Source organism: Kitasatospora sp. YST-16, assembly GCF_026802215.1.
Taxonomy (GTDB): Bacteria; Actinomycetota; Actinomycetes; order Streptomycetales; family Streptomycetaceae; genus Kitasatospora; species Kitasatospora cineracea.
Map to the genome: position 1 here is coordinate 1,809,827 of NZ_CP113837.1, position 19,727 is coordinate 1,829,553.

Consider the following 19,727-nt stretch of genomic DNA (forward strand, 5'->3'; position numbering starts at 1 on the left):
AGGAGCGGCCGGAGGTGGGGAATCGCTGCTGATCGGGGCCGCAGTGGTGACGGATCGGAGCCGGCGGACCGGCGGGACGGTGGCGGCCGGGCCGGGTGAACAGTGCATGACTTGTAGTGACAGGTCATTGCTGGCGGGTGCTCGACACTGCGACGGTTTCGGTCGCACGTCACACGTCAGGAGAACCCAGAGATGAGGGGCACCACCATGAGTCCGGACGGGATCCACCGGAGGTCCTTCCTGGTCGGCGGCGCGGCCGCGCTGACCACCGCCGTCGCCATCACCGCGGTCACCGCCGCCACCACCGCCACCGCCCACGCCGCGACCGCGGCGGCGCCGCGGGCCGCCGTCCTGGAGTACCTGGACCAGTGGACCAAGGCCACCGGTCTGGCCGAACTGCTGCGGCGGGCCGGTTTCACCGTCGTCCCGCTCGATCCGACGCTGCCCGCGACCGCCCAGGGCGTGGACCTGATCGCGTTCGGCAGCTTCACCAACAACGGCCCGGTGTACCCGGGTTACGTGACCGCGCAGGCCGCCTCGCTGCGCGACTTCGCGGCGGCCGGCGGCACCGTGCTGGACCTCGCGCAGTCCGACCAGCTCGGGGCCGCGGTCACCTACCTGCCGTCCGAACTGGCCGCGGTGCGCACCGACGCCGACTACGACACGGTGCTGCCGGTGGCCACCGACCACCCGCTGGTCGCGGCGCTGCCGGTGGTCGGCGGGCGGGTGCTGACCGGGCGCAGTACGAGCATCCGGGTCAGCTGGGAGACCGTCGGCTCCTGGCGCTCGATGCGGGTGCTGCTGGCCTGCACCACCGGCGGGACGACCCCGGCGCTGCTGGAGGGCGCGCACGGCACGGGGCGGTTCCTGGTGACCAGCCTGACCGTGGACAAGTGCTTCAACAGCGCCGGGACGGCCGTCCAGCCCGCCGCCGCGGTGCAGGACAGCAGCAGTTTCTTCACCGCGCTGGCCGGGTACGTCGCCGCCGTCCGGGCCGGGACGGCGCCCGCCGTGGTGCCGACCCCGATGCCCGCGCAGCCGCCGGTCGGCCCGCTGGTCGGGCACGTGGACACCGGCAGCGCCCGGATCTGGGCCCGGCCGGGCCTGGACCCGGTCGCGTACCCGACCTGGCGCTGCACGGTGCGCCGGGCCGACGGCTGGTCGACCGCCGTCGACGTCCCGGTCTCGACCGCCAACGACAACACCCTGCTGGTGGACGTCGCGGGCCTGCAGCCCGCCACCCGCTACGAGTTCACCATCGCTCCGGTGGCGGCCGCGCCCGGGTTCGCCCTGCCGGCCGGGTCGTTCACCACCTCGCCCGCGGCGGGCGCGGCCGCGGTGGTCACCATGGGGCTGGGCTCCTGCGCCCCGTCCGACCCGAACAGCGTGTGGACGCGGATCGTCGACGAGGGCTGCGACAGCTTCGTCATGCTCGGCGACAACCCCTACATCGACTCCGGCGACCTCGCCGTGGCCCGCACCAAGCACCGCACCTTCCTCGCCCAGCCGGAGCTGGCCCACCTGATCGCCACCACGCCCACCTGGTTCACCTGGGACGACCACGACTTCGGCACCAACGGCGTCAACGGCTCCTTCTCCGGGAAGGCCAACACCCGCACCGCCTTCGTCGACTACCGCGCCAACGCCTCCTTCGGCCACGCCGCCGACGGCACCCGGCTGACCACCAGGACCGCCGGGCAGGGCGTCTACACCTCCTTCCGGCGCGGCCCGGTCGAGGTCTTCCTGCTCGACCCGCGCTGGTTCAGCACCACCGCCCCCAGCTTCGCCGACCCCACGAAGACCACCTGCATCGGGCAGGTCCAGTGGGACTGGCTGCGCGCCGCCCTGCGCGCCAGCACCGCCCCGTTCAAGGCCATCGCCTCCGGCATGATCTGGGACGACAAGGGCAACGCGGAGACCGACGACTGGGCCACCTACCAGTACGAGAAGGACGCGATCCTCGACTTCCTGGCCGCCGAGAAGATCCCCGGCTGCTTCCTGGTCAGCGGCGACATCCACAGCTCGCAGGCGCTGAACTACGGGCCGCGGATCGGCTACGACCTGTGGCAGTTCGTCGTCAGCCCGCTGCACGGCAGCACCATCTCCGGCCTGAACGCGGGCAATCCGGCGCTGGTGGCGAGCGCCGTCCAGCCGTACACCTTCCTGAAGCTGGTCGCGGACACCACCGTCTCGCCGGCCACGCTCACCGCCACCTGGATCGACCGGGACGGCAAGCGGCTGTTCGAAGTCCGGCGCACGGCTACCGAGTTGGGGCACCCGGCCTGATCGGAGGGCCGCCGGAGGCAGATCCGGCACCCGGCTCCGACTCCCGGTTCCGGCCCGGCCCCTGGCTCCGGCCCCGGCCCCCGGTTCCGGCTGGCTCCGACCCCCGTTCTCCGCTGTTCGACCGGCGGGGAGCGGGGGTTCACCCGTTGGTCGCCCGCTCTTCGCGCTACTTGTCATGACAAGTGGTTGATCGGCGCGGGTTTTCATGACAAGTTCGGGGCATGAGTGTTTCGACGGAGACGATTCCGGTCCGCCTGGCCCGCTGGGAGGGGGTGGACAAGCCCTTCGCCCTGCTGGAGGCCGCCACCGCCCGCACGCCCGGGCCCGGGGAGCTGCTGGTGCGCATCGACCTCGCCACCGTGTGCGGCAGCGACCTGCACACCGTCACCGGCCACCGCCCCTCCCCCGCGCCCTCGCTGCTCGGCCACGAGCAGGTCGGCACGGTGGTCGGCGTGGGCGCGGGCGGCGTGCGGTGCGTGGACGGCACGCCGGTCGCCGAGGGCATGCGGGTGGTCTGGTCGGTGACCGCGTCCTGCGGCCGGTGCGAACGGTGCGGGCGCGGCCTGCCGCACAAGTGCCTGCGGCTGCGCAAGTACGGCCACGAGCCGTGGTCCCAGCGGGCCCCGCTGAACGGCGGCTTCGCCACCCACTGCGTGGTGCTGCCCGGCACCGCCGTGGTCGCCGTCCCGCCCGGCCTGCCCGACGCCGTCGCCAGCCCCGCCTCCTGCGCCACCGCCACCGTCGCGGCCGCGCTGGACGCCGCCGGGCCGCTCGCCGGACGGCGGGTGCTGATCACCGGGGCGGGCATGCTCGGCCTGACCGCCGCCGCGATGGCCGCCACCGCCGGGGCCCGGGTGAGCGCCGTCGACCCCGACCCCGAACGCCGGGCGCAGGCCCTGCGGTTCGGGGCCGCCGAGGCGCTGGACGCGGGCGGAGAGGCGGACGGGGACGGGGTGGCGGACGGGGGCGCGGCTCGGCCCGGGGAGGTGGACGTCGCGTTGGACTTCTCCGGGCGGCCCGCCGCCGTCCAGCGCTGCCTGGACGCGCTGGCCGTCGGCGGGCGGGCCGTCCTGGTCGGCTCGGTCTCCCCCGGGCCGGCCGTCGCCCTCGACCCGGAGCGCCTGGTCCGCGGCCTGCACACCGTGGTCGGCGTGCACAACTACCGGCCGCGCGACCTGGATGCCGCCGTCCGGTTCCTGAGCGAGCGTCACCGGGTGTTCCCGTTCGCCGCGCTGGTCGCCGCGGCCCACCCGCTGGAGCGGATCGAGGACGCGATCGCGGCGGCCCGCACCGGCGCGGCGCCCCGGCAGGCGGTGGCCCCGCAGGTCTCGTCGGCCGCGCGGGCCGCGTCGGTCTCGTCGGCCGCGTCGGTCTCGTCGGTCTCGCGGACGGGAGTCGGCGGGTGACGCGTCGGCGGGTGGGGCTAGAGCTGGGCGGAGCGGGCGGAACGGGTGTTGGTGACCGTCACGTTGGCCACGTCCGGGCGGTAGCGGTCCTCCGACCACTCGACGGGCACGCCGCGGGCGTCCGTGGTGATCCGGCGCTCGCGCAGCAGCGGGGCGCCGACCTCGACCTCCAGCAGTTGCGCGTCGGTCTCGTCGGCGGCGACCGCGTCGAAGGTGTGGCGGGCGGCGGCCAGTTCCACCCCGTTGGCGGTGAGCAGGGCGTAGATCGAGCCCGCGTCGAGGTCCGCGCCCAGCAGCGGGCGGCCCACCGCCTCGACGTACGTCATCCGTTCCAGCATCGCCGGGCGGCCGTCCAGCAGGCGCAGCCGCAGCAGTTGCACCACCAGGGCGTCCGGGTCGACCTCCAGGGCCGCGGCGACGGCCGCCTGCGGGCGGCGCAGGGCGATCTCCTGCAGGCGCTGGCCCGGGACGTGGCCGGTCAGCCGGGCCCGGGTGGTGAAGGAGAGCAGCGACTCGAACGGCTGGGAGGGCACCGCGTCCAGCACCACCGAGCGGCGGCCCTGGCCCCCGCTGATCAGCCCCTCCTCCCGGAGGGTGGCCAGCGCCTGCCGCACCGGCGTCCGGGAGGCGGCGAACTCCTCGCACAACTCGGCCTCCGAGGGCAGGAGTTCACCCACCTTCAAGGAGCCGCTCCGGATCCGCTGGCGCAGCTGGGCGGCGACGACGCCGTGCAGTGATTCCTTCACGGGAACCGACCCTACAGGTGGCCGGTCCGCCGCAGACCGGGCCCCTGTCATGACAGGTTGCGCCACTCGGGTGAGCTGCGGAAAGGCCGTCCTCCCCGCGTCGCCATCCCCACTCCCGGCGGTACTCCGGGTGAACGTCCGGCGTCTTGTCCGGACAAGTACCGCAGCCGTACCCCTTTTTCCTCCACCCCACCGACCCCCGTTCCAGGAACAGGACACCTCATGACCACCGCATCCCGCCCCGCGATCCAGCTGGTCTGCCTCGACATGGCCGGCACCACCGTCGAGGACGGCGGCGCCGTCCTCGCGGCCTTCCACCGGGCGCTGGCGGCCATCGGCCTCCCCGCCGGTTCGGACGGGCACGCCGAGGCCGTCCGCTACGCGCTCGACACCATGGGGCGTTCGAAGATCGAGGTGTTCCGCCACCTCACCGGGGGCGACGAGGCCCGGGCCGAACGCGCCAACCTGGCCTTCGAGGCCGCGTACGACGAGACGGTCGACAGCGCGGGCGTCCGCGAGATCCCGGGCGCCGCCGACGCGATCGAGCGGCTCCGTTCGGCCGGCCGCGACGTGGTGCTCACCACCGGCTTCTCCCCCGCCACCCGCGACCGGCTGCTGCGCGCGCTCGGCTGGGACGGCCTGGTCACCCTGGCCCTCTCCCCCGCCGACGCGGGACGCGGCCGCCCGGCCCCCGACCTGCTGCTGACCGCCCTGCTGCGCACCCGCGCCGAGTCCGTGCACCGGCTCGCCGCGGTCGGCGACACCACCAGCGACCTGCTCGCCGCCCACCGGGCCGGCGCCCGGGTCGCCGCCGCGGTCCGCACCGGCACCCATGGCGACGCCGACTTCGCGACCGTCCCGCACACCCATGTGCTGGACAGCGTGGCCGAGTTGCCCGCGCTGCTCGACGGGTTCGACGGATTCGACGGGGTCGAGGAGCGGTAGGCGGCGGGCGGTAGGCGGTGCCCCGGTCAGGTGGTGGCCGGGGCGGGGGCGGGGGGCGGCGGTGGTGCGGGTGCCGAGGCCGAGCAGTACCAGGGTGCCGCCGAGGAGTTGGATGACAGCAGCGCACCGCTCACCCGCTGCCCGGGAACCCCGCCGCGACCAGGCCGGACTCGTAGGCGGCGATGACGGCCTGGGCCCGGTCCCGGACGTCGAGCTTCGCGAAGAGCGAGGTGATGTGGTTCTTGACGGTGGAACGGCTGAGGTCGAGGGCGGCGGCGATGGCGTCGTTGTCGAGGCCGGTGGCGATCAGGCGCCACACCTCGGTCTCCCGGGGGGTCAGCTCGGCCGCGACCGGACGCGGGGCGGCGGGAGCCTGCGGGGCGGTGGTGCGGACGTAGGTGGAGATCAGACGGGTGAGCAGGCGCGGCGCGACCACCGCCTCGCCGGTGTGGACGGTGCGGATCGCGGCGGCGAGCTCCTCCGGCGAGACGTCCTTGGGGAGGAAGCCACAGGCGCCGGCCCGGAGCGCGGCGACCACGTACTCGTCGAGGTCGAAGGTGCTGAGCGCGAGGACCCGGCAGTCGGGGACCGTTCGGGCGAGTTCGCGGGTCGCGTCGACGCCGTCGAGGACCGGCATCCGGATGTCCATCACCACCACGTCGGGGCGCAGCCGGCGGGCGAGTTCGACCGCGGCGGCGCCGTTCTCGGCCTCGCCGACCACCTCGAAGGCCGGGTCGGGCGAGAGGATGAGGCAGAGCCCGCGGCGCACCAGCGGCTGGTCGTCGGCGACCAGGATCCGGATCGGGGTCATCGGCGGGCCTCCGCGGGGAGCACGGCGGACTCGCGGATGGCGAAGACCGGCTCGGCGGAGGTCGGCTCGGCGAACTCGCGGTCAGGGCGGGCAGCGCGGGCGGGTTCGGCGGGCCGAGAGGCGAACTCACCGGCGAGGGAGGGTGGTTCGGTGGAGGGGGAGGGGGAGGCGGGATCGCCGACGGGGGGCGGGAGTTCGTCGGACTCGTCGGTCAGTTCCTCGGCGGGGAGCGGCAGTTCGGCGTGGACGGCGAAGCCGCCGTCGGGGTGGGGGGTGGCGGTGAGGGTGCCGCCGTGGAGGGCGGCGCGTTCGCGCATGCCGATCAGGCCGTGGCCGCTGGGCTCGGTCGAGGAGCGGGCGAAACCGGAGCCGGGGCCGGCGCCTGCGCCGGGGCCGTGGTCGCGGACGTGCACGGTGAGCAGGTCCGGGGCGTAGGTCAGGCGGACGGTGGCGCGGGTCGGGCCGGCGTGCTTGCGGGTGTTGGTCAGGGCTTCCTGGACGATCCGGAACACCGCCAGGCCGAGGGCGGGCGGCAGCGGGCGGACCTCGCCGTGCACGGTGAGGTCGGCGGGCAGGCCGGCCCGGCGGGACTCCTCCAGCAGGCGGGGCAGGTCGTCGGTGCCGGGCTGCGGGGCGGGCGGGACGGCGTCCGGTTCGTCGCCGGCCCGCAGCACGTCGAGGAGTTGGCGCATCTCGCGCAGCGCGAGGCGGCCGGAGGACTCCAGCGTGACCAGGGCGTCCCGGACCACCTCGGGGTCGGCGAGGTTGGCGCGGGCGCCGCCGGCCATCAGCTGCATGGTGGTGATGTGGTGGGCGACGACGTCGTGCAGCTCCCGGGCGATCCGGCGGCGTTCCTCGGCCACCGCGCGGTCGGCGAGCAGCTGCCGGTTGGCCGTCACCTCGCGCTGCCAGCGGGCGACCGCGAGGCCGGCCCCGGCCACCAGCAGCGCGGAGCACGGGGCGGACAGCACCGCGGCCAGGGTCGGCGTCCGGAAGTGGCTCTGGCCGAGGACGGTCGTCACCGAGGCGGCCAGGGCGGCCGCGGCGGTCGTGGCGAAGGTGCTCGCCCGGGCCACCGAGTACAGCGCGACCACCAGGACCGCCCCGAAGTGCGGGGCTCCCGACCTGGCCAGGTCGGCGGCGACGCCGAGCGCCAGTACCGCGGCGAACGCCGGTACCGGGCGGTCGCGCCGGAACAGCAGCGGCAGGGCGGCCAGCAGCGCGAGCAGGAAGCCGGGCAGGCCCGGCCCCCGGTTGCCGTCCAGCGCGGCGAACAGCAGCGCGCCGAGCGCATCGAACAGGCCCGCGGCCACGGCGACCAGGGCGTCGGTGTGGGTCCACGGCGCGCCGTCCGGCGCCGCCGCGGTGTCCGGGTGCTGCTGCGGTCGTCCCATGTCCGTCCCCCGTGTTCCGCCGGTGTCCCGCTCGTGTCGCGTTCCGGGCCTCGCTCCGGGCCGCGTTCTGAGCCTCGTTCCGGGCCGCGTTCTGGGCCTCGTTCCGGGCCGCGCTGCCGCTGACCAGCCCCGATGCTCCATTCTGGCACCGGCCCGGCGGGGCGGACGTCGTCTCCGGGGGCGAGCGGTCCTGGGAGCCAGGTCCCGGGTGCGGGGGCGGTGCGGGCCCGCGGGCCCCGGTGCGGATCGTCCGTCGCCCCGACGCCCCGGGGGCACCCGGACTGATGGGCTGTTCATCGGACGGCGACCGTCGTCCGACCAGCAGCAACGCAGACGGAGGGCGACCGTGATCCGCGCACTGACCGGATTCTCCACCAGACACGCCTGGAAGGTGATCGCCGTGTGGGCGGTCCTCGGGGTGGCGCTGACCGGGGTGGCGCCGGTGCTGTTCGCCAAGGTCACCGGGAGCAACACCGCGGACTTCCTGCCCGCCCGCTACGACTCGGCGGCGGCGCTGCGGATCGCCGAGGACCACTTCGGGCTGCGGCCCGACGCCACCACCGTCACGGTGCTGGTGGCCCGCGCCGACGGCGCCCCGCTCACGGACGCCGACCGGCGGCGGATCGACGCCGAGGCGGACCGGCTCGGACGGCAGCGGGTGGTGATGCCGCGCAAGGCCGACGACCCGTCCTTCCTGGTGACCGACCGCTCGCAGACCCCGAAGGTGGCGCCCGCGATGGTCGCCCCGGACGGCGGCTTCGAACTGCTGGCCGTCGAACTGGCCGGCAGCGTCGCCGACGAGGGCGTGCAGGACGTCTACCGGACGTTCCGGGACACCGCCCGGGAGCGGTTCGCCGAGGCCGGGATGCGCACCGGCTTCACCGGCGGCGTGGCCGAGGTTGCGGACAGCAACGACGCGAACCGGACCCTGGCGACCGTCGGCGGCATCCTGGTGGTGGGCCTGATCGTGCTGCTCAACGTGCTGGTGTTCCGCAGCGTGCTGGCCGCCGTGCTGCCGCTGCTCGCGGTGGCGCTGGTCGGCGGTGCGGCGGGCGGCGCGGTCGCGGGCCTGGCCGAGCTCACCGGCCTGCGGCTGGACGCCTCCACCCCCGGCCTGATCTCGGTGGTGCTGCTCGGCATCGGCGTCGACTACCTGCTGTTCCTGCTGTTCCGGTACCGCGAGGTGCTGCGGGCCCGTCCGGACGCGCCCGCCCGCCAGGTCGCCGCCGAGGTGTCCGGCCGGGTCGGCACGGCGATCACCTCGGCCGCGCTGACCATCGTCGCCGCGTTCGCCACCCTGGGCGTGGCCGGGTTCGGCCTGTTCCGCTCGCTCGGCCCGGCGATCGCCGTCGCCGTGCTGGTGATGCTGCTGGGCAGCCTGACCCTGATGCCGGCGCTGCTCGCCGCCTGCGGGCGGGGCATGTTCTGGCCCTCGCGCACGCTGCGCCGGGAGCCGCGCCCGGGCGTCGCCGCCCGCCTCGGCGAGCTGGTGGCCCGCCGTCCCGCGGCCGCGCTGCTGGCGTCCGTCGCGCTGCTCGGCGCGCTGGCCGCGGGCCTGGTCGGGATGCGGATGGACTACGGCCTCGGCGGCCCCTCGAAGACGCCCTCGGCCGCCACCGCCGCCGAGATCTCCCGCTCGCTCCCGGCCGGGGCGGCCGACCCGGCCACCGTGTACGCCACCGCCGACGGGGGCGGCGCCGTCGACCCGGCCGCCTTCGCCGGGCTGGCCCGGGAACTCGGCAAGGTCGCGGGCGTCGGGCAGGTCGCCGACCCGGTGGGCAGCCCGGACCGCAAGGCCGTCCGGATCGACGTCTACCCCGTCGCCGACCCGCAGAGCGAGCAGGCCCGGGCCCTGGTCTCCGGCCCGCTGCGGGCCGCCGTCGCCGCCCACTCCCCCGCCGGGACGCACGCCCACGTCGGCGGCACCTCGGCGGTGTACGCCGACGTGGCGGACGTGGTCGACCACGACCTGCGGGTGGTGTTCCCGGTCGCGGCGGGGCTGATCGCGCTGATCCTGCTGCTGCTCCTGCGCAGCCTGCTCGCCCCGGTGGCGCTGCTGCTCTCGGTCGGGCTGGGGTTCGCCGCCACCCTCGGCAGCTCCGTCCTGGTGTTCCAGCACCTGCTGGACCGGCCCGGCGTGGCCTTCACCCTGCCGCTGCTGCTGTTCCTGTTCGTGGTGGCGCTCGGCACCGACTACAACATCCTGATCGCCGACCGGATCCGCGAGGAGATGCACCGCCCCGGCCCGGCCCGGGCCGCCGTGGCCCGCGCCGTGCGGCACACCGCGCCCGCCGTCGCCACCGCCGGACTGGTGCTGGGCGGTTCGTTCGCCAGCCTGGCCACCACGCCGGGCAACGAGCAGGACGCCTTCGCGCTGACGCTCGGGATCCTGCTCTCCGCGCTGCTGCTGTCGCTGGTGGTGGTCCCGGCGGTGGCCGCGCTGCTCGGCCGCGCGCTGTGGTGGCCGCTGCGGCTGACGGCGGGCCGGGAGGACGGTCGGGAGGGCGGTCGGGAGGGCGGTCGGGGGCTTCGGCAGCGGCGCTGCCGGAGCGGGTTCCGATGTCCTGACCGCCCGACCGACTGCCAGGGCCGGACCGCCGGGGCCGGACCGCCGGGGGCTTCCACCGGCGGTCCGGCCCCGGCGGCGGCTTCGGGCGCTTCCGGGGTGGGCTGGGGCGTGCAGGGGCGGGCGGGAAACCGGCTTGGCCCGGTCTGCTGCCTAGGCTATCTTGGCTTTAGCCTAGATGTCCTAGGCGCGAGTGGAGGCGAGGACGGGAACCATGCGGGAACTGACCGAACCGGCGATCCGGGCATCGTTCGTCAACTGCACCAAGGGCGAGGCCGGACGGCTCGCGCTGCCCCGCGGGCTGGCCGAACTGCCGTGGGAGGAACTGGACTTCCTCGGGTGGCGGGATCCGGGCGCTCCCGACCGGGGGTACCTGGTGGCCGAGCACGAGGGGCGGCCGGTGGGGGTCGCGCTGCGGCGGGCGCAGCGGGCGGGGGCGGGGGCGCGGCAGGGGGCGATGTGCTCGATCTGCCGGACGGTGCACGCCGCGTCCGGGGTGGCGCTGCTGACGGCGCGCAAGGCCGGGCGGGCGTCCGGGGACGAGTACGCCTCGGCGGGCGAGTACTTCTGCGGCGACCTGGCCTGCTCGCTGTACGTGCGGGGGCGCCGGCGGGCCTCGGCGGGCGGGGTGCGGATGCGGGAGAGCCTGAGCACCGAGGAGAAGGTCGCCCGGGCCAGGGGCAACCTGGCGGCGTTCCTGGAACGGGTGCTGCGGCCGTGAGCGCGGAGGCGGGGGTGGGAACGGGAACGAGGGCGGGGACGGGGACGGGTGGTCCGCCGGTGCGGGCGCCCGTCGACGGGCGGTGGTGCGGGTCGCGCTGGTGCGGGCGGCGCTGGTGCTCGGGCTGGGGGCGCTCCCCGCACTGAGGACCGGAAGGCGCCGGGGCGGCGGGGAGCGGCCGCTCAGGGCGCCGGGGGTCCAGGGGAGCGGCCGCTCAGGGGGCCGGGGGCCAGTTCGCCAGCAGGTGGTGGAGGCCGGTGGTGATGCGCCGCCAGGAGTCGGCGGCGGCGCGGGGGTGGTTGAAGCCGCCGGCGCTCTCGATGCCGATGAAGCCGTGGAAGGTGCTGCGCAGCAGGCGGGCGGCGTCGGTCAGGTCGGGCTCGGCGAGGCGGTAGTGGCGCATCACCGCGTAGGTCAGTTCGACGCTCCGGGCGAACACCGCAGTGTCGGTGAACTCGGCCGGGTCGAGCGGCAGTTGGGTGGCGGCGTAGCGGCCGGGGTGGGCCAGCGCGTAGTCCCGGTAGGCGTCCGCGAAGGCGGTGAGCGCCTCGCCGCCGGAGCGGCCGGCGATGGCGGCGGCGAGGGCCTGGTTCAGCTCGTCGGAGGCCAGCAGGGCGACCCGGACCCGGATCTCCTGGAGGTTCTTGACGTGCGAGTAGAAGCTGGCGTCCTTCACCCCGAACTGCCGGGCCAGCGCGGAGACGGTGACCTTCTCGATGCCGACCCGGTCGGCGAGTTCGGCGGCGGCGCGGGTGATGCGTTCGACCGTCAGCCCAGCGTGCGCAGCCATGTTCCTCGTCCGGTGGGGAGCCCCGCGGGGGGCCGAGCGGGGAGCCCCCGGGGGGCCCTTCGAGCGGGCGGTCAGTTTATCCGGGGCGCGGGTGCGACCTTTTGCCGCTCCGGTGCGTGTGTAGGGGGTGGGCCGCCGGGGCGGGGTCCGGGGCGGGGCCGTCGGGGCGGGCGTTCGGGAAGATCAGCTGATACCCCCTCAAATGGTAATGTCCATGGCAAAACGGGGGCGTGGGTGACGCGCGCACCCCGGCCGACCCGCACCCTGGAGCAGCCTTGCCCGGACGTCCGCCCCGCCACCGCCTCTACCGCCGCAGCGTGCCGCTGGCCGCCGCCGCGGTGCTGGCCGCCTCCCTGCTCGCCGGCTCCGCCCAGGCCGATGACCCGACCCCGGCCGACGCCGCGCTGACCGCCGACCTGAACGCGCTGCTGGCCGACTCCCGGCTGGCCAACGCCCAGACCGGCGTCGAGGTGCTGGACGCCGCCACCGGCCAGGTGCTGTACGCGCACCAGCCGCAGGCGCTGCTCACCCCGGCGTCCACCATGAAGACGGTGACCTCCACCGCCGCGCTCGACCTGCTCGGCGCGGACTACCGGTTCAGCACCGAGGTGCGCACCACCGGCACCCGGTACGGCTCCACCCTGGTCGGCGACCTGGTGCTGCGCGGCGGCGGCGACCCCAGCCTGCTGGTGAAGGACCTCGACGACCTGGCCACCCAGGTCGCGGCGTCCGGGGTCACCACCGTCACCGGCCGGGTGCTGGCCGACGGCAGCCGCTACGACTCCACCCCGCTCGGCCCCGGCTGGGCCTGGGACGACGAGCCGTACTCGTACAGCCCGCAGATCTCCGGGCTGACGGTCGCCAACGACTCCGAGTACATGATGGACACCGTGCAGGTCACGGTGGCCCCGGGGGCGGCCGGGGAGGCCGCGAAGGTCACCCTGAACCCGGCCGAGGCGCCGATGGCGTTCACCGGATCGGTGGCCACCGGGGCGGCGGGCAGCGGCTCGTCCGTCGGCGTGGACCGCAAGCGCGGCAGCAACGAGCTGGCGCTGTCCGGCAGCATCGCGGCCGGGGCCGCGCCGGTGACCTCCTGGGTGACCGTCGAGGACCCGTCCACCTACGCGGGCCGGGTGTTCGCGGGCGCGCTGGCCCGGCACGGCGTGCAGGTGGTGCGCGGCGACGTGCAGGCGGCGACCGGCCGGGAGAGCTCGCAGCCGCTGGTGTCGCACCAGTCGCAGACCCTCGCCGAGCTGATCGTCCCGATGCTGAAGATCAGCAACAACGGCATCGCCGAGCACCTGACCAAGGAGATCGGCAAGGTCAAGGGCGGCCGCGGCGACTGGGCGACCGGCGTCAACCAGGTCCAGGCGTTCCTCAAGGCCAACGGGCTGAGCACCCCGGCCGGGCGGCAGGTCGACGGCTCCGGCCTGTCGCGCTACGACCTGATCACCCCGGCCAAGATGGCCGACCTGCTCCGGATCGTCCAGGGCAAGCCCTGGTTCGACGCCTGGTACAACGCGCTGCCGGTGGCCGGCAACCCGCAGCGGATGGTCGGCGGCACGCTGGCCGCCCGGATGCGCGGCACCAAGGCCGAGAACAACGTGCACGCCAAGAGCGGCTCGATGGGCGGCGTCGACAACCTGATCGGCTACGCCACCGCCCCCGACGGGCGCCGGCTGGTCTTCGCCGTGATGGTCAACGACTTCGCCGGCACCAGCCCCCGCCCGCTCCTGGACGCGATCGCCGTCCGCCTCGCCACCGGCCCCGCCGCGGCGCCCGCCGGCACCGCCCAGCAGCGGGTCAAGTCGCTGACCGCCCCGACCTCGGGCGACGGCCGGGACACCTACACCGGCACCCGCTGGGAGGACTGCGAGGCCGTCGCGCACTGCTGACCCCTCGCTCGGTCCCCCGCTCCCCGTCCGGGCCCCGCCGCACTGCGCGGCGGGGCCCGTCGACGGTCGCGGGCCTGTCGGCGTTCGCGGACCCGTCGGCGGTCGCGGGCCCGTCGACGGTCGCGGGCCTGTCGGCGTTCTCAGGTGATGGGTTCGAACCGCTGCGGATGTCACGCAACTGTCATCAATCAAACAGTTGATTGATGACAAGCGGCGCGCGTACGCTCCCCGCCATGACCGAGCCATCGGCGCCGGGTGCGGCGCAGAACCAGGCCGAGCTGAGCCGGGAGCGGATCGTCGCGGCGGCGACCGCGCTGTTCGCGGAGCGCGGGTACGACGGGACGACCACCCGGATGATCGCCGGGGCCGCGGGGTTGAACGTGGCCACGGTCGCGTACCACGTGGGCGGGAAGGCCGACCTGTACCGCGAGGTGATGCGGCGGGCGCACGAGGCGGAGCGGGCGGCGGTGGCCGGGGCGCTGCGGGAGTTCGGGGCGCGGGCGGGGGCGGACCCGGCGGGGGCGGCGGTCGGGTTCGCGGACCGGTACCTGGACTTCTGCCTGGAGCGGCCGGACGTCCCCGCGCTGTGGATGCGGCGCTGGCTGGCGGACGCCGCCGAGTTCGCCGGGCTGGAGGAGGAGTACACCCGCCCGCTGCTGGAGTCGGTGCGCGACGCGCTGGCCGCCGCGCTGCCGGAAGTCCCGCCGGAGCGCGCCGAGTTGGCGGTGTGGACGGTGCTGTGGACGGTGCACGGCTTCTGCCGGTCGATGATCCGCGCCCAGGTGCCGCGGTTCCGGGAGCACCTGCACGGACTGGTGCTGCGCGAGCTGGGGATCGGGGGCGGGCGGTGAGCGGCGGGGAGATCGGAAGACGGCAGCTGGCCGGGTACGCGATCGGCTCGGTCGGGACGGGCATCCACTCGACCGTCCCCGGCCTGCTGCTGCTGTACTTCATGACCGACGCGCTGGGCGTGCCCGCCGGGGTCGCGGGCCTGGTGGTGGCGCTGCCCAAGGCGTGGGACGCGCTGTTCAACCCGACCGTCGGCGCGGCCAGCGACCGGGAGGCGCTGCGCACCGGCCGCCGCACCCGGATCCTGCTGGCCGGGGCGCTGGCGCTGCCCGTCGCGTTCGCCGCGATGTTCCTCTCGCCGCTGACCGGTTCCGGCGCCGCCGCCTGGGTCGCGGTCACCTTCGTGCTCGCCTCCAGCGCGTTCGCGCTGTTCCAGGTCCCGTACGTGGCGCTGCCCGCGGAGATGTCGGACCGGCCCGAGGTGCGCACCCGGATCATGGTGTGGCGGATCGTCTGCCTGACCGTCGGCATCCTGGTCGCGGGCGGGCTCGCCCCCGCCGTGGTGTCGCTGGCCGGGGACGGGCGGCGCGGGTACGCGGTGATGGGCGCCGTGGTCGCCGTCCTGCTGCTGGCGACGCTGCTGGTGCCGGCGCTGGGCGCCCGCCGGGTGCCCGCCCGGCCCGGGCCGGAGCCGCTGGGGCTGCGGGCCGCGCTGCGCACCGCGCGCGGGAACCGGGCGTTCTTCGCGTTGCTGGGCGCGTTCGTGCTGCAGGCCGCCGCAGTGGCGATCATGCTGGCGGCCGCCCCCTACACCGCCACGTACTGGCTGGGCGGCTACGGGCTGACCTCGGTGCTGTTCGTCTGCCTGGTCGCGCCGAGCGCGGTCGCCGTCCCGCTGTGGGGCCGGGCCGCCGCCCGGTGGGGGCGGCTGCGCTGCCTGACCGCGGCGACCGCGCTGTTCGTGCCGGCCTCGGCCGCGCTGTGGCCGGCCGCCGGGGCGGGCGCGGTGCGCGTCGGCGCGGTGCTGGCGCTGTGCGCGGTGCTGGGCGTGGCGTACGCGGCGCTGCAGGTGCTGCCGCTGTCGCTGCTGCCGGACACCGTGCACGCGGACGCGGCGCGCACCGGGCGGCTGCAGTCCGGGGCGTTCACCGGGCTGTGGACGGCCGGGGAGACGGCGGGCCTGGCCGCCGGTCCGGGGCTGTTCTCGCTGGCGCTGGCCGCCGCCGGGTTCGCCTCCTCCACCACCGACCACCCGGTCGCGCAGACCCCGGCCGCCCGGGCGGGCGTGCTGCTCGGCTTCAGCCTCGTCCCGGCGCTGCTGATGCTGGCCTCGCTGCCCGCCCTGCGCGCGTACGGGCGCCGCCGCGCGGCCGCCCCCGCCGTTGTCGTCGACTCGCTTGCTGGAGAGGTTTCATGACGGACCGTCAGTTCGGGCTCCCGGATTCCGGGCGCCCCGCCGAGGAGCTGCTCGCCGAGCTGCGCGCGCTCACCGCCGCCGACCTGCCCACCCGGGGCGGGCGCACCACCGCGTACACCTACGACGCCGGGCGGCCCGGGGTGCGGGCCGCCGCGGAGGGCGCGTACCTGGCCATGCTGGAGGTCAACGGGCTGGACCCGACGGCCTTCCCGAGCATCGTCGCGCTGGAGCGGCAGGTGGTCGGCGCGGTCGCCGCCCGGCTCGGCGGGGACGAGCGCACCCCCGGCATCTTCACCAGCGGCGGCACCGAGTCGATCCTGCTCGCGGTCAAGGCCGCCCGGGACGCCCGGCCGGAGGTCGCCGAGCCGGAGATCGTGGTGCCCGCGACGGCGCACGCCGCGTTCTTCAAGGCCGGGGCGTACCTGAGGGTGAAGGTCGTCGCGGTGCCGGTCGACCCGGAGACCTTCCGGGCCGTCCCCGAGGCGATGGCCGCGGCCTGCACCGAACGGACGGTGCTGGTGGTGGCCTCCGCGCCCTCGTACGCGCACGGCGTGGTCGACCCGGTCGCGGCGATCGCCGCGGCGGCGGCCGAACGCGGGCTGCCCTGCCACGTGGACGCCTGCGTGGGCGGCTGGCTGCTGCCCTGGCTGGCCGAGGCCGGGGCCGAGGTGCCGCCGTTCGACCTGTCGGTGCCCGGCGTCACCTCGCTCTCCTGCGACCTGCACAAGTTCGGGTACGCGCCCAAGGGGGCGTCGGTGCTGCTCTTCCGCGACCAGGCGCTGCGGCTGGCCGCGTACTTCGCCTGCGCGCAGTGGCCCGGCTACCCGGTGGTCAACTCCACCGTGCAGAGCAGCAAGGGCGCCGGCCCGCTGGCCGGCGCCTGGGCCACCCTGCAGGCCCTCGGGGCGGACGGCTACCGGGAGTTGGGGCGCGCGGCGCTGGACGCGACCCGGCGGCTGGTCGCGGGCGTCGGCGCGATCGACGGGCTGCGGGTGCTCGGCACGCCGGACGCCACGCTGGTGGCGATCGGCACCGATCCCGCTCCGGGCGAACACCCGCTGGACCTCTGGGAGTTGGCGGACGAGTCGCGCGGGCGCGGCTTCTTCCTGCAGCCGCAGCTGAGCGTCGACGGGCTGCCCGCCAGCCTGCACGTCACGCTCACCGGCGTCAGCGGGGAGGGCGTCGACGGGCTGCTCGCGGTGCTGCGCGACAGCGTCGCCGCGGTCCGCGCCCGCGGGCCGGTCGCCCCGCCCGCCGAGCTCCTCGCCCTGCTCGGGCAGCTCGACTTCACCGCCCTGGACGACGCGTCCTTCGCCGCCCTGCTCCCGGCGGCCGGCCTCGACCTCTCCCCCGGCGCCGGCACCCGGATGGCGGGCGTCAACCGCCTGCTCGACGGCCTGCCCCCGCAGCTGCGCGACCGGCTCGCCACCCGCTTCCTGTCGGCGCTGTACAGCCCGTACCTGGACGCGCCGGGCGGCTAGCGGGGCTCTTGGCCGGGCGTCTGACGGGGCGTCGGGAGCAGGGTGGCGAGGCCGTCGGCGAGGCGGTGCAGGCCGAACTCGAAGCGGGCGTCCATGTCCGGGTCGGTGAGGTCGGCGGCGAGGGCGACCAGGTTGGGGTGGGTCTCGGCGGGCAGGGTGCGGAAGACCTCCCCGGCGGCGCGGGCGACCTCGCCGCGGGTGGCGCCGGCCGCCTCGGCGGCGGAGAGCGGGGACTGCTCCTGCAGGACGAAGCCCTGCACGTAGGCGGAGAGCAGGTAGGAGGCCATCGCGGCGTCGGCGTCGGTGAAGCCGGCGCCGCGCAGCCGGTCGAGCTGGTCCTCCAGCACGGCCAGGATGTGCGGGCCGGTGGCGAGGCGGCCGGCCACGATCCGGGCGGCGTCGCGGGTGGCGAGCAGCAGGGCGCGGTAGCGGCGGCCGTACTCGAGGTACTGGGCGCGCCAGTCGCCGGTGCGGGGCGGGATTTCGGCGCCCGCGACGAGCGCGTCGTTGAGCAGGTCGAGGAGTTCCTCCTTGTTGCGGACGTGCCAGTAGAGCGAGGCGGCCTTCACCCCGACCTCGGCGGCGACCTTGCGCATGGAGAGGCCGGCCAGGCCGTCGCGGGCGAGGACCCGCAGCGCGGCGGCGGCGATGCACGCGCGGGTGAGGGCGCGGGCCGGGGCGTCCGGCGCGGGGGCGTCCGGCGGGGTGTCGGTGTCCGGCGCGGCGGCGTCCGGCAGGACGGCGTCCGACGGGGTGGCGGGGTTCGGCGTGGCGGGGTTCGGGGCCACGGGTGCTCCTCGGGGTGGCGGCGGGCACGGTTCGCGCTTGCAATCTAACACCGTTAGGGCGATGCTGAGTGCGCAATCGCGCCCCCTAACACCGTTAGGGGGTACTCGGCGTGCCCGGAGGGGGATCGGTGGAGACAGCGGGAAACGGCAAGGACGCCCGGCGCAAGCGGCAGGCGCTCGCCACGCTCTGCGTCACGATGTTCATGGCGATGCTGGACAACGTCATCGTCAACATCGCCCTCCCCCGGATCGGCCGGGACCTGGACGCGGGCATCAGCGGCCTGCAGTGGGTCGCCGAGGGCTACAGCCTGGTGTACGCGGCGCTGCTGCTGACCGGCGGCACGCTCGGCGACCGGTACGGCCGCACCCGGGTGTTCCGGCTCGGGCTGGCGCTGTTCACGCTCGGCTCGGCCGCGGCCGCGCTCGCGGGCGGCACCGGGGCGCTGGTCGCCGCCCGGATGCTGCAGGGCGTCGGGGCGGCGCTGCTGACGCCGGGCAGCCTGGCGATCCTGCGGGAGGTGTTCACCGACGAGCGGGAACGGGCCCGGGCGATCGGCCTGTGGTCGGGCGTCTCGGCGCTCGGCCTGTCCGTCGGGCCGGTGGTCGGCGGCCCGATGGTGGACGCGTTCGGCTGGGCCAGTGTGTTCTGGATCAACGTCCCGGTCGGGGCGGTCGGCCTGCTGCTGGCCCACCGGGTGCTGCCGGAGATCGCCCCGCGCGAACGGCGGATCGACCTGCCCGGCCTGCTGCTCTCCGCCGGCGGACTGGGCGCGCTGGTGTACGCCCTGGTCGAGGGCCCGGGCCGGGGCTGGACGGACACCCGGGTGCTGGGCTGCGGGGCCGCCGCGGCCGTCCTGCTGGCGCTCTTCGCCGCGGTCGAACTGCGGTCCGCCGAACCGATGGTGGAGCTGCGGCTGTTCCGCGACCGGGTGCTGGCGGGGGCGCTGCTGAGCGGGCTGATGGTGAGCTTCGGGATGTTCGGCGCGATGTTCTTCCTGCCGCTGATGCTGCAGGGCGTGATGCGCTGGACGCCGACCGCCGCCGGGTACGCGGGGCTGCCGCTGAGCGGCGTGATCATGTTCGCCGCGCCGCTGTCCGGCCGCCTGACCACCCGTCACGGGGTCCGCCCGCCCCTGGTGCTGGGCATCGCCCTGTGCGCGGTCGGCCTCGGCGGACTGTCGCTGTACCCGGCGCAGGCGCACTACTGGTCGTACGCCTGGACGCTGGTGCTGCTCGGCTTCGGCATGGGCCTGACCTTCACCCCGGTGTCGATCGCGGTGCTCGGCCGGGTCGCCCCGGCGCAGACCGGGATGGCCTCCGCGACCATCAACACGCTGCGCGAACTCGGCGGCGTGCTCGGCATCGCCGTCCTCGGCGCCGTCCTGACCGCCCGGCTGACCGGCAACCTCACCACCGCCCTGCACCGCCTGGGCCTGCCCGCCGACGGCGCCGCACACGCCGTCGCCGCCCTCACCGGCCGCGCCGCCGCCACCGGCGCCTCCCCGCCCCCGCCCCCGTCCGGGCCGCCGTCGACGCCTCGTTCGTCGACGCCCTGCACCTCGCCCTGCGCTGCGGCTCCGCGACCCTCGCCGTCACCGCCGCCCTGGTCGCCGTCCTGCTGCGCCCCGCCCCCGCCCCCGCCGCCGCTCCGGCCCCCGAACGGGGCCCGGCGCTGACCGGGACGGCCTGACC

The 19,727-nt window shown here is 75.9% G+C and carries 14 protein-coding genes and 1 pseudogene; 10 read left to right on the plus strand and 5 right to left on the minus strand.

Annotated features, from left to right (window positions below; genetic code table 11):
• The first annotated feature begins 192 nt into the window (after nucleotides 1-192).
• Together OU787_RS08225 and OU787_RS08230 are read left to right on the plus strand one after the other, a co-directional pair.
• Nucleotides 193-2,286, plus strand: coding sequence for an alkaline phosphatase D family protein (locus OU787_RS08225; protein WP_268658943.1), 2,094 nt, complete (start codon nucleotides 193-195; stop codon nucleotides 2,284-2,286).
• Nucleotides 2,287-2,507: 221 nt separating this feature from the next.
• Nucleotides 2,508-3,692 (plus strand): zinc-binding dehydrogenase, encoded by a 1,185-nt coding sequence (locus OU787_RS08230; RefSeq protein WP_268658944.1) that lies wholly within the window; start codon nucleotides 2,508-2,510, stop codon nucleotides 3,690-3,692.
• 17 nt (nucleotides 3,693-3,709) lie between these two features.
• Here the strand turns inward: OU787_RS08230 and OU787_RS08235 are convergent, their stop codons facing one another.
• A complete protein-coding gene (locus OU787_RS08235) occupies nucleotides 3,710-4,438 on the minus strand; it encodes a GntR family transcriptional regulator (RefSeq protein WP_030460757.1) in 729 nt (242 codons plus the stop codon).
• A 222-nt stretch (nucleotides 4,439-4,660) separates the two neighbouring features.
• Here OU787_RS08235 and OU787_RS08240 point away from each other — a divergent pair, with 222 nt between their 5' ends.
• Nucleotides 4,661-5,383, plus strand: a complete 723-nt coding sequence (locus tag OU787_RS08240; protein ID WP_268658945.1) for an HAD family hydrolase — start codon at nucleotides 4,661-4,663, stop codon at nucleotides 5,381-5,383.
• Between the two features lie 130 nt (nucleotides 5,384-5,513).
• Here the strand turns inward: OU787_RS08240 and OU787_RS08245 are convergent, their stop codons facing one another.
• Together OU787_RS08245 and OU787_RS08250 are read right to left on the minus strand one after the other, a co-directional pair.
• Complete coding sequence (locus OU787_RS08245) at nucleotides 5,514-6,194, minus strand: response regulator (RefSeq protein WP_268658946.1); 681 nt, start codon at nucleotides 6,192-6,194, stop codon at nucleotides 5,514-5,516.
• Nucleotides 6,191-7,588, minus strand: coding sequence for a sensor histidine kinase (locus OU787_RS08250; RefSeq protein ID WP_268658947.1), 1,398 nt, complete (start codon nucleotides 7,586-7,588; stop codon nucleotides 6,191-6,193). The genes OU787_RS08245 and OU787_RS08250 overlap by 4 nt, the downstream gene beginning before the upstream one ends.
• On the opposite strand from OU787_RS08250, the pseudogene OU787_RS08255 reads away from it, so the two are divergent.
• Nucleotides 7,587-10,049 (plus strand): annotated as a pseudogene (locus OU787_RS08255) (MMPL family transporter); the annotation flags it as partial. The gene OU787_RS08250 and the pseudogene OU787_RS08255 overlap by 2 nt on opposite strands.
• Nucleotides 10,050-10,368: 319 nt before the next feature.
• Nucleotides 10,369-10,875, plus strand: a complete 507-nt coding sequence (locus OU787_RS08260; protein WP_268661835.1) for an FBP domain-containing protein — start codon at nucleotides 10,369-10,371, stop codon at nucleotides 10,873-10,875.
• A gap of 214 nt (nucleotides 10,876-11,089) precedes the next feature.
• Here OU787_RS08260 and OU787_RS08265 read toward each other — a convergent pair whose 3' ends face one another.
• Nucleotides 11,090-11,665, minus strand: coding sequence for a TetR/AcrR family transcriptional regulator (locus OU787_RS08265; protein ID WP_030460751.1), 576 nt, complete (start codon nucleotides 11,663-11,665; stop codon nucleotides 11,090-11,092).
• 275 nt (nucleotides 11,666-11,940) lie between these two features.
• Between OU787_RS08265 and dacB the strand changes: the two genes are divergently transcribed.
• The 4 genes from dacB (at nucleotide 11,941) to OU787_RS08285 (ending at nucleotide 17,247) form a co-directional block, all read left to right on the plus strand.
• Nucleotides 11,941-13,560, plus strand: a complete 1,620-nt coding sequence (gene dacB, locus OU787_RS08270; RefSeq protein WP_268658948.1) for a D-alanyl-D-alanine carboxypeptidase/D-alanyl-D-alanine endopeptidase — start codon at nucleotides 11,941-11,943, stop codon at nucleotides 13,558-13,560.
• Nucleotides 13,561-13,793: 233 nt separating this feature from the next.
• On the plus strand, nucleotides 13,794-14,411 hold the full coding sequence (locus OU787_RS08275; protein ID WP_051817050.1) for a TetR/AcrR family transcriptional regulator: 618 nt from the start codon (nucleotides 13,794-13,796) through the stop codon (nucleotides 14,409-14,411).
• Nucleotides 14,408-15,766, plus strand: a complete 1,359-nt coding sequence (locus tag OU787_RS08280) for an MFS transporter (protein WP_268658949.1) — start codon at nucleotides 14,408-14,410, stop codon at nucleotides 15,764-15,766. The genes OU787_RS08275 and OU787_RS08280 overlap by 4 nt, the downstream gene beginning before the upstream one ends.
• Nucleotides 15,763-17,247 (plus strand): pyridoxal phosphate-dependent decarboxylase family protein, encoded by a 1,485-nt coding sequence (locus OU787_RS08285; protein WP_268658950.1) that lies wholly within the window; start codon nucleotides 15,763-15,765, stop codon nucleotides 17,245-17,247. The genes OU787_RS08280 and OU787_RS08285 overlap by 4 nt, the downstream gene beginning before the upstream one ends.
• Here OU787_RS08285 and OU787_RS08290 read toward each other — a convergent pair.
• Nucleotides 17,244-18,035: a TetR/AcrR family transcriptional regulator gene (locus OU787_RS08290; protein WP_268658951.1), complete on the minus strand. Its 792-nt coding sequence runs from the start codon at nucleotides 18,033-18,035 to the stop codon at nucleotides 17,244-17,246. The two genes, OU787_RS08285 and OU787_RS08290, sit on opposite strands and share 4 nt — an antisense overlap.
• 128 nt (nucleotides 18,036-18,163) lie before the next feature.
• On the opposite strand from OU787_RS08290, the gene OU787_RS08295 reads away from it, so the two are divergent.
• Nucleotides 18,164-19,711: an MFS transporter gene (locus OU787_RS08295; RefSeq protein WP_268658952.1), complete on the plus strand. Its 1,548-nt coding sequence runs from the start codon at nucleotides 18,164-18,166 to the stop codon at nucleotides 19,709-19,711.
• Nucleotides 19,712-19,727 lie beyond the last annotated feature (16 nt).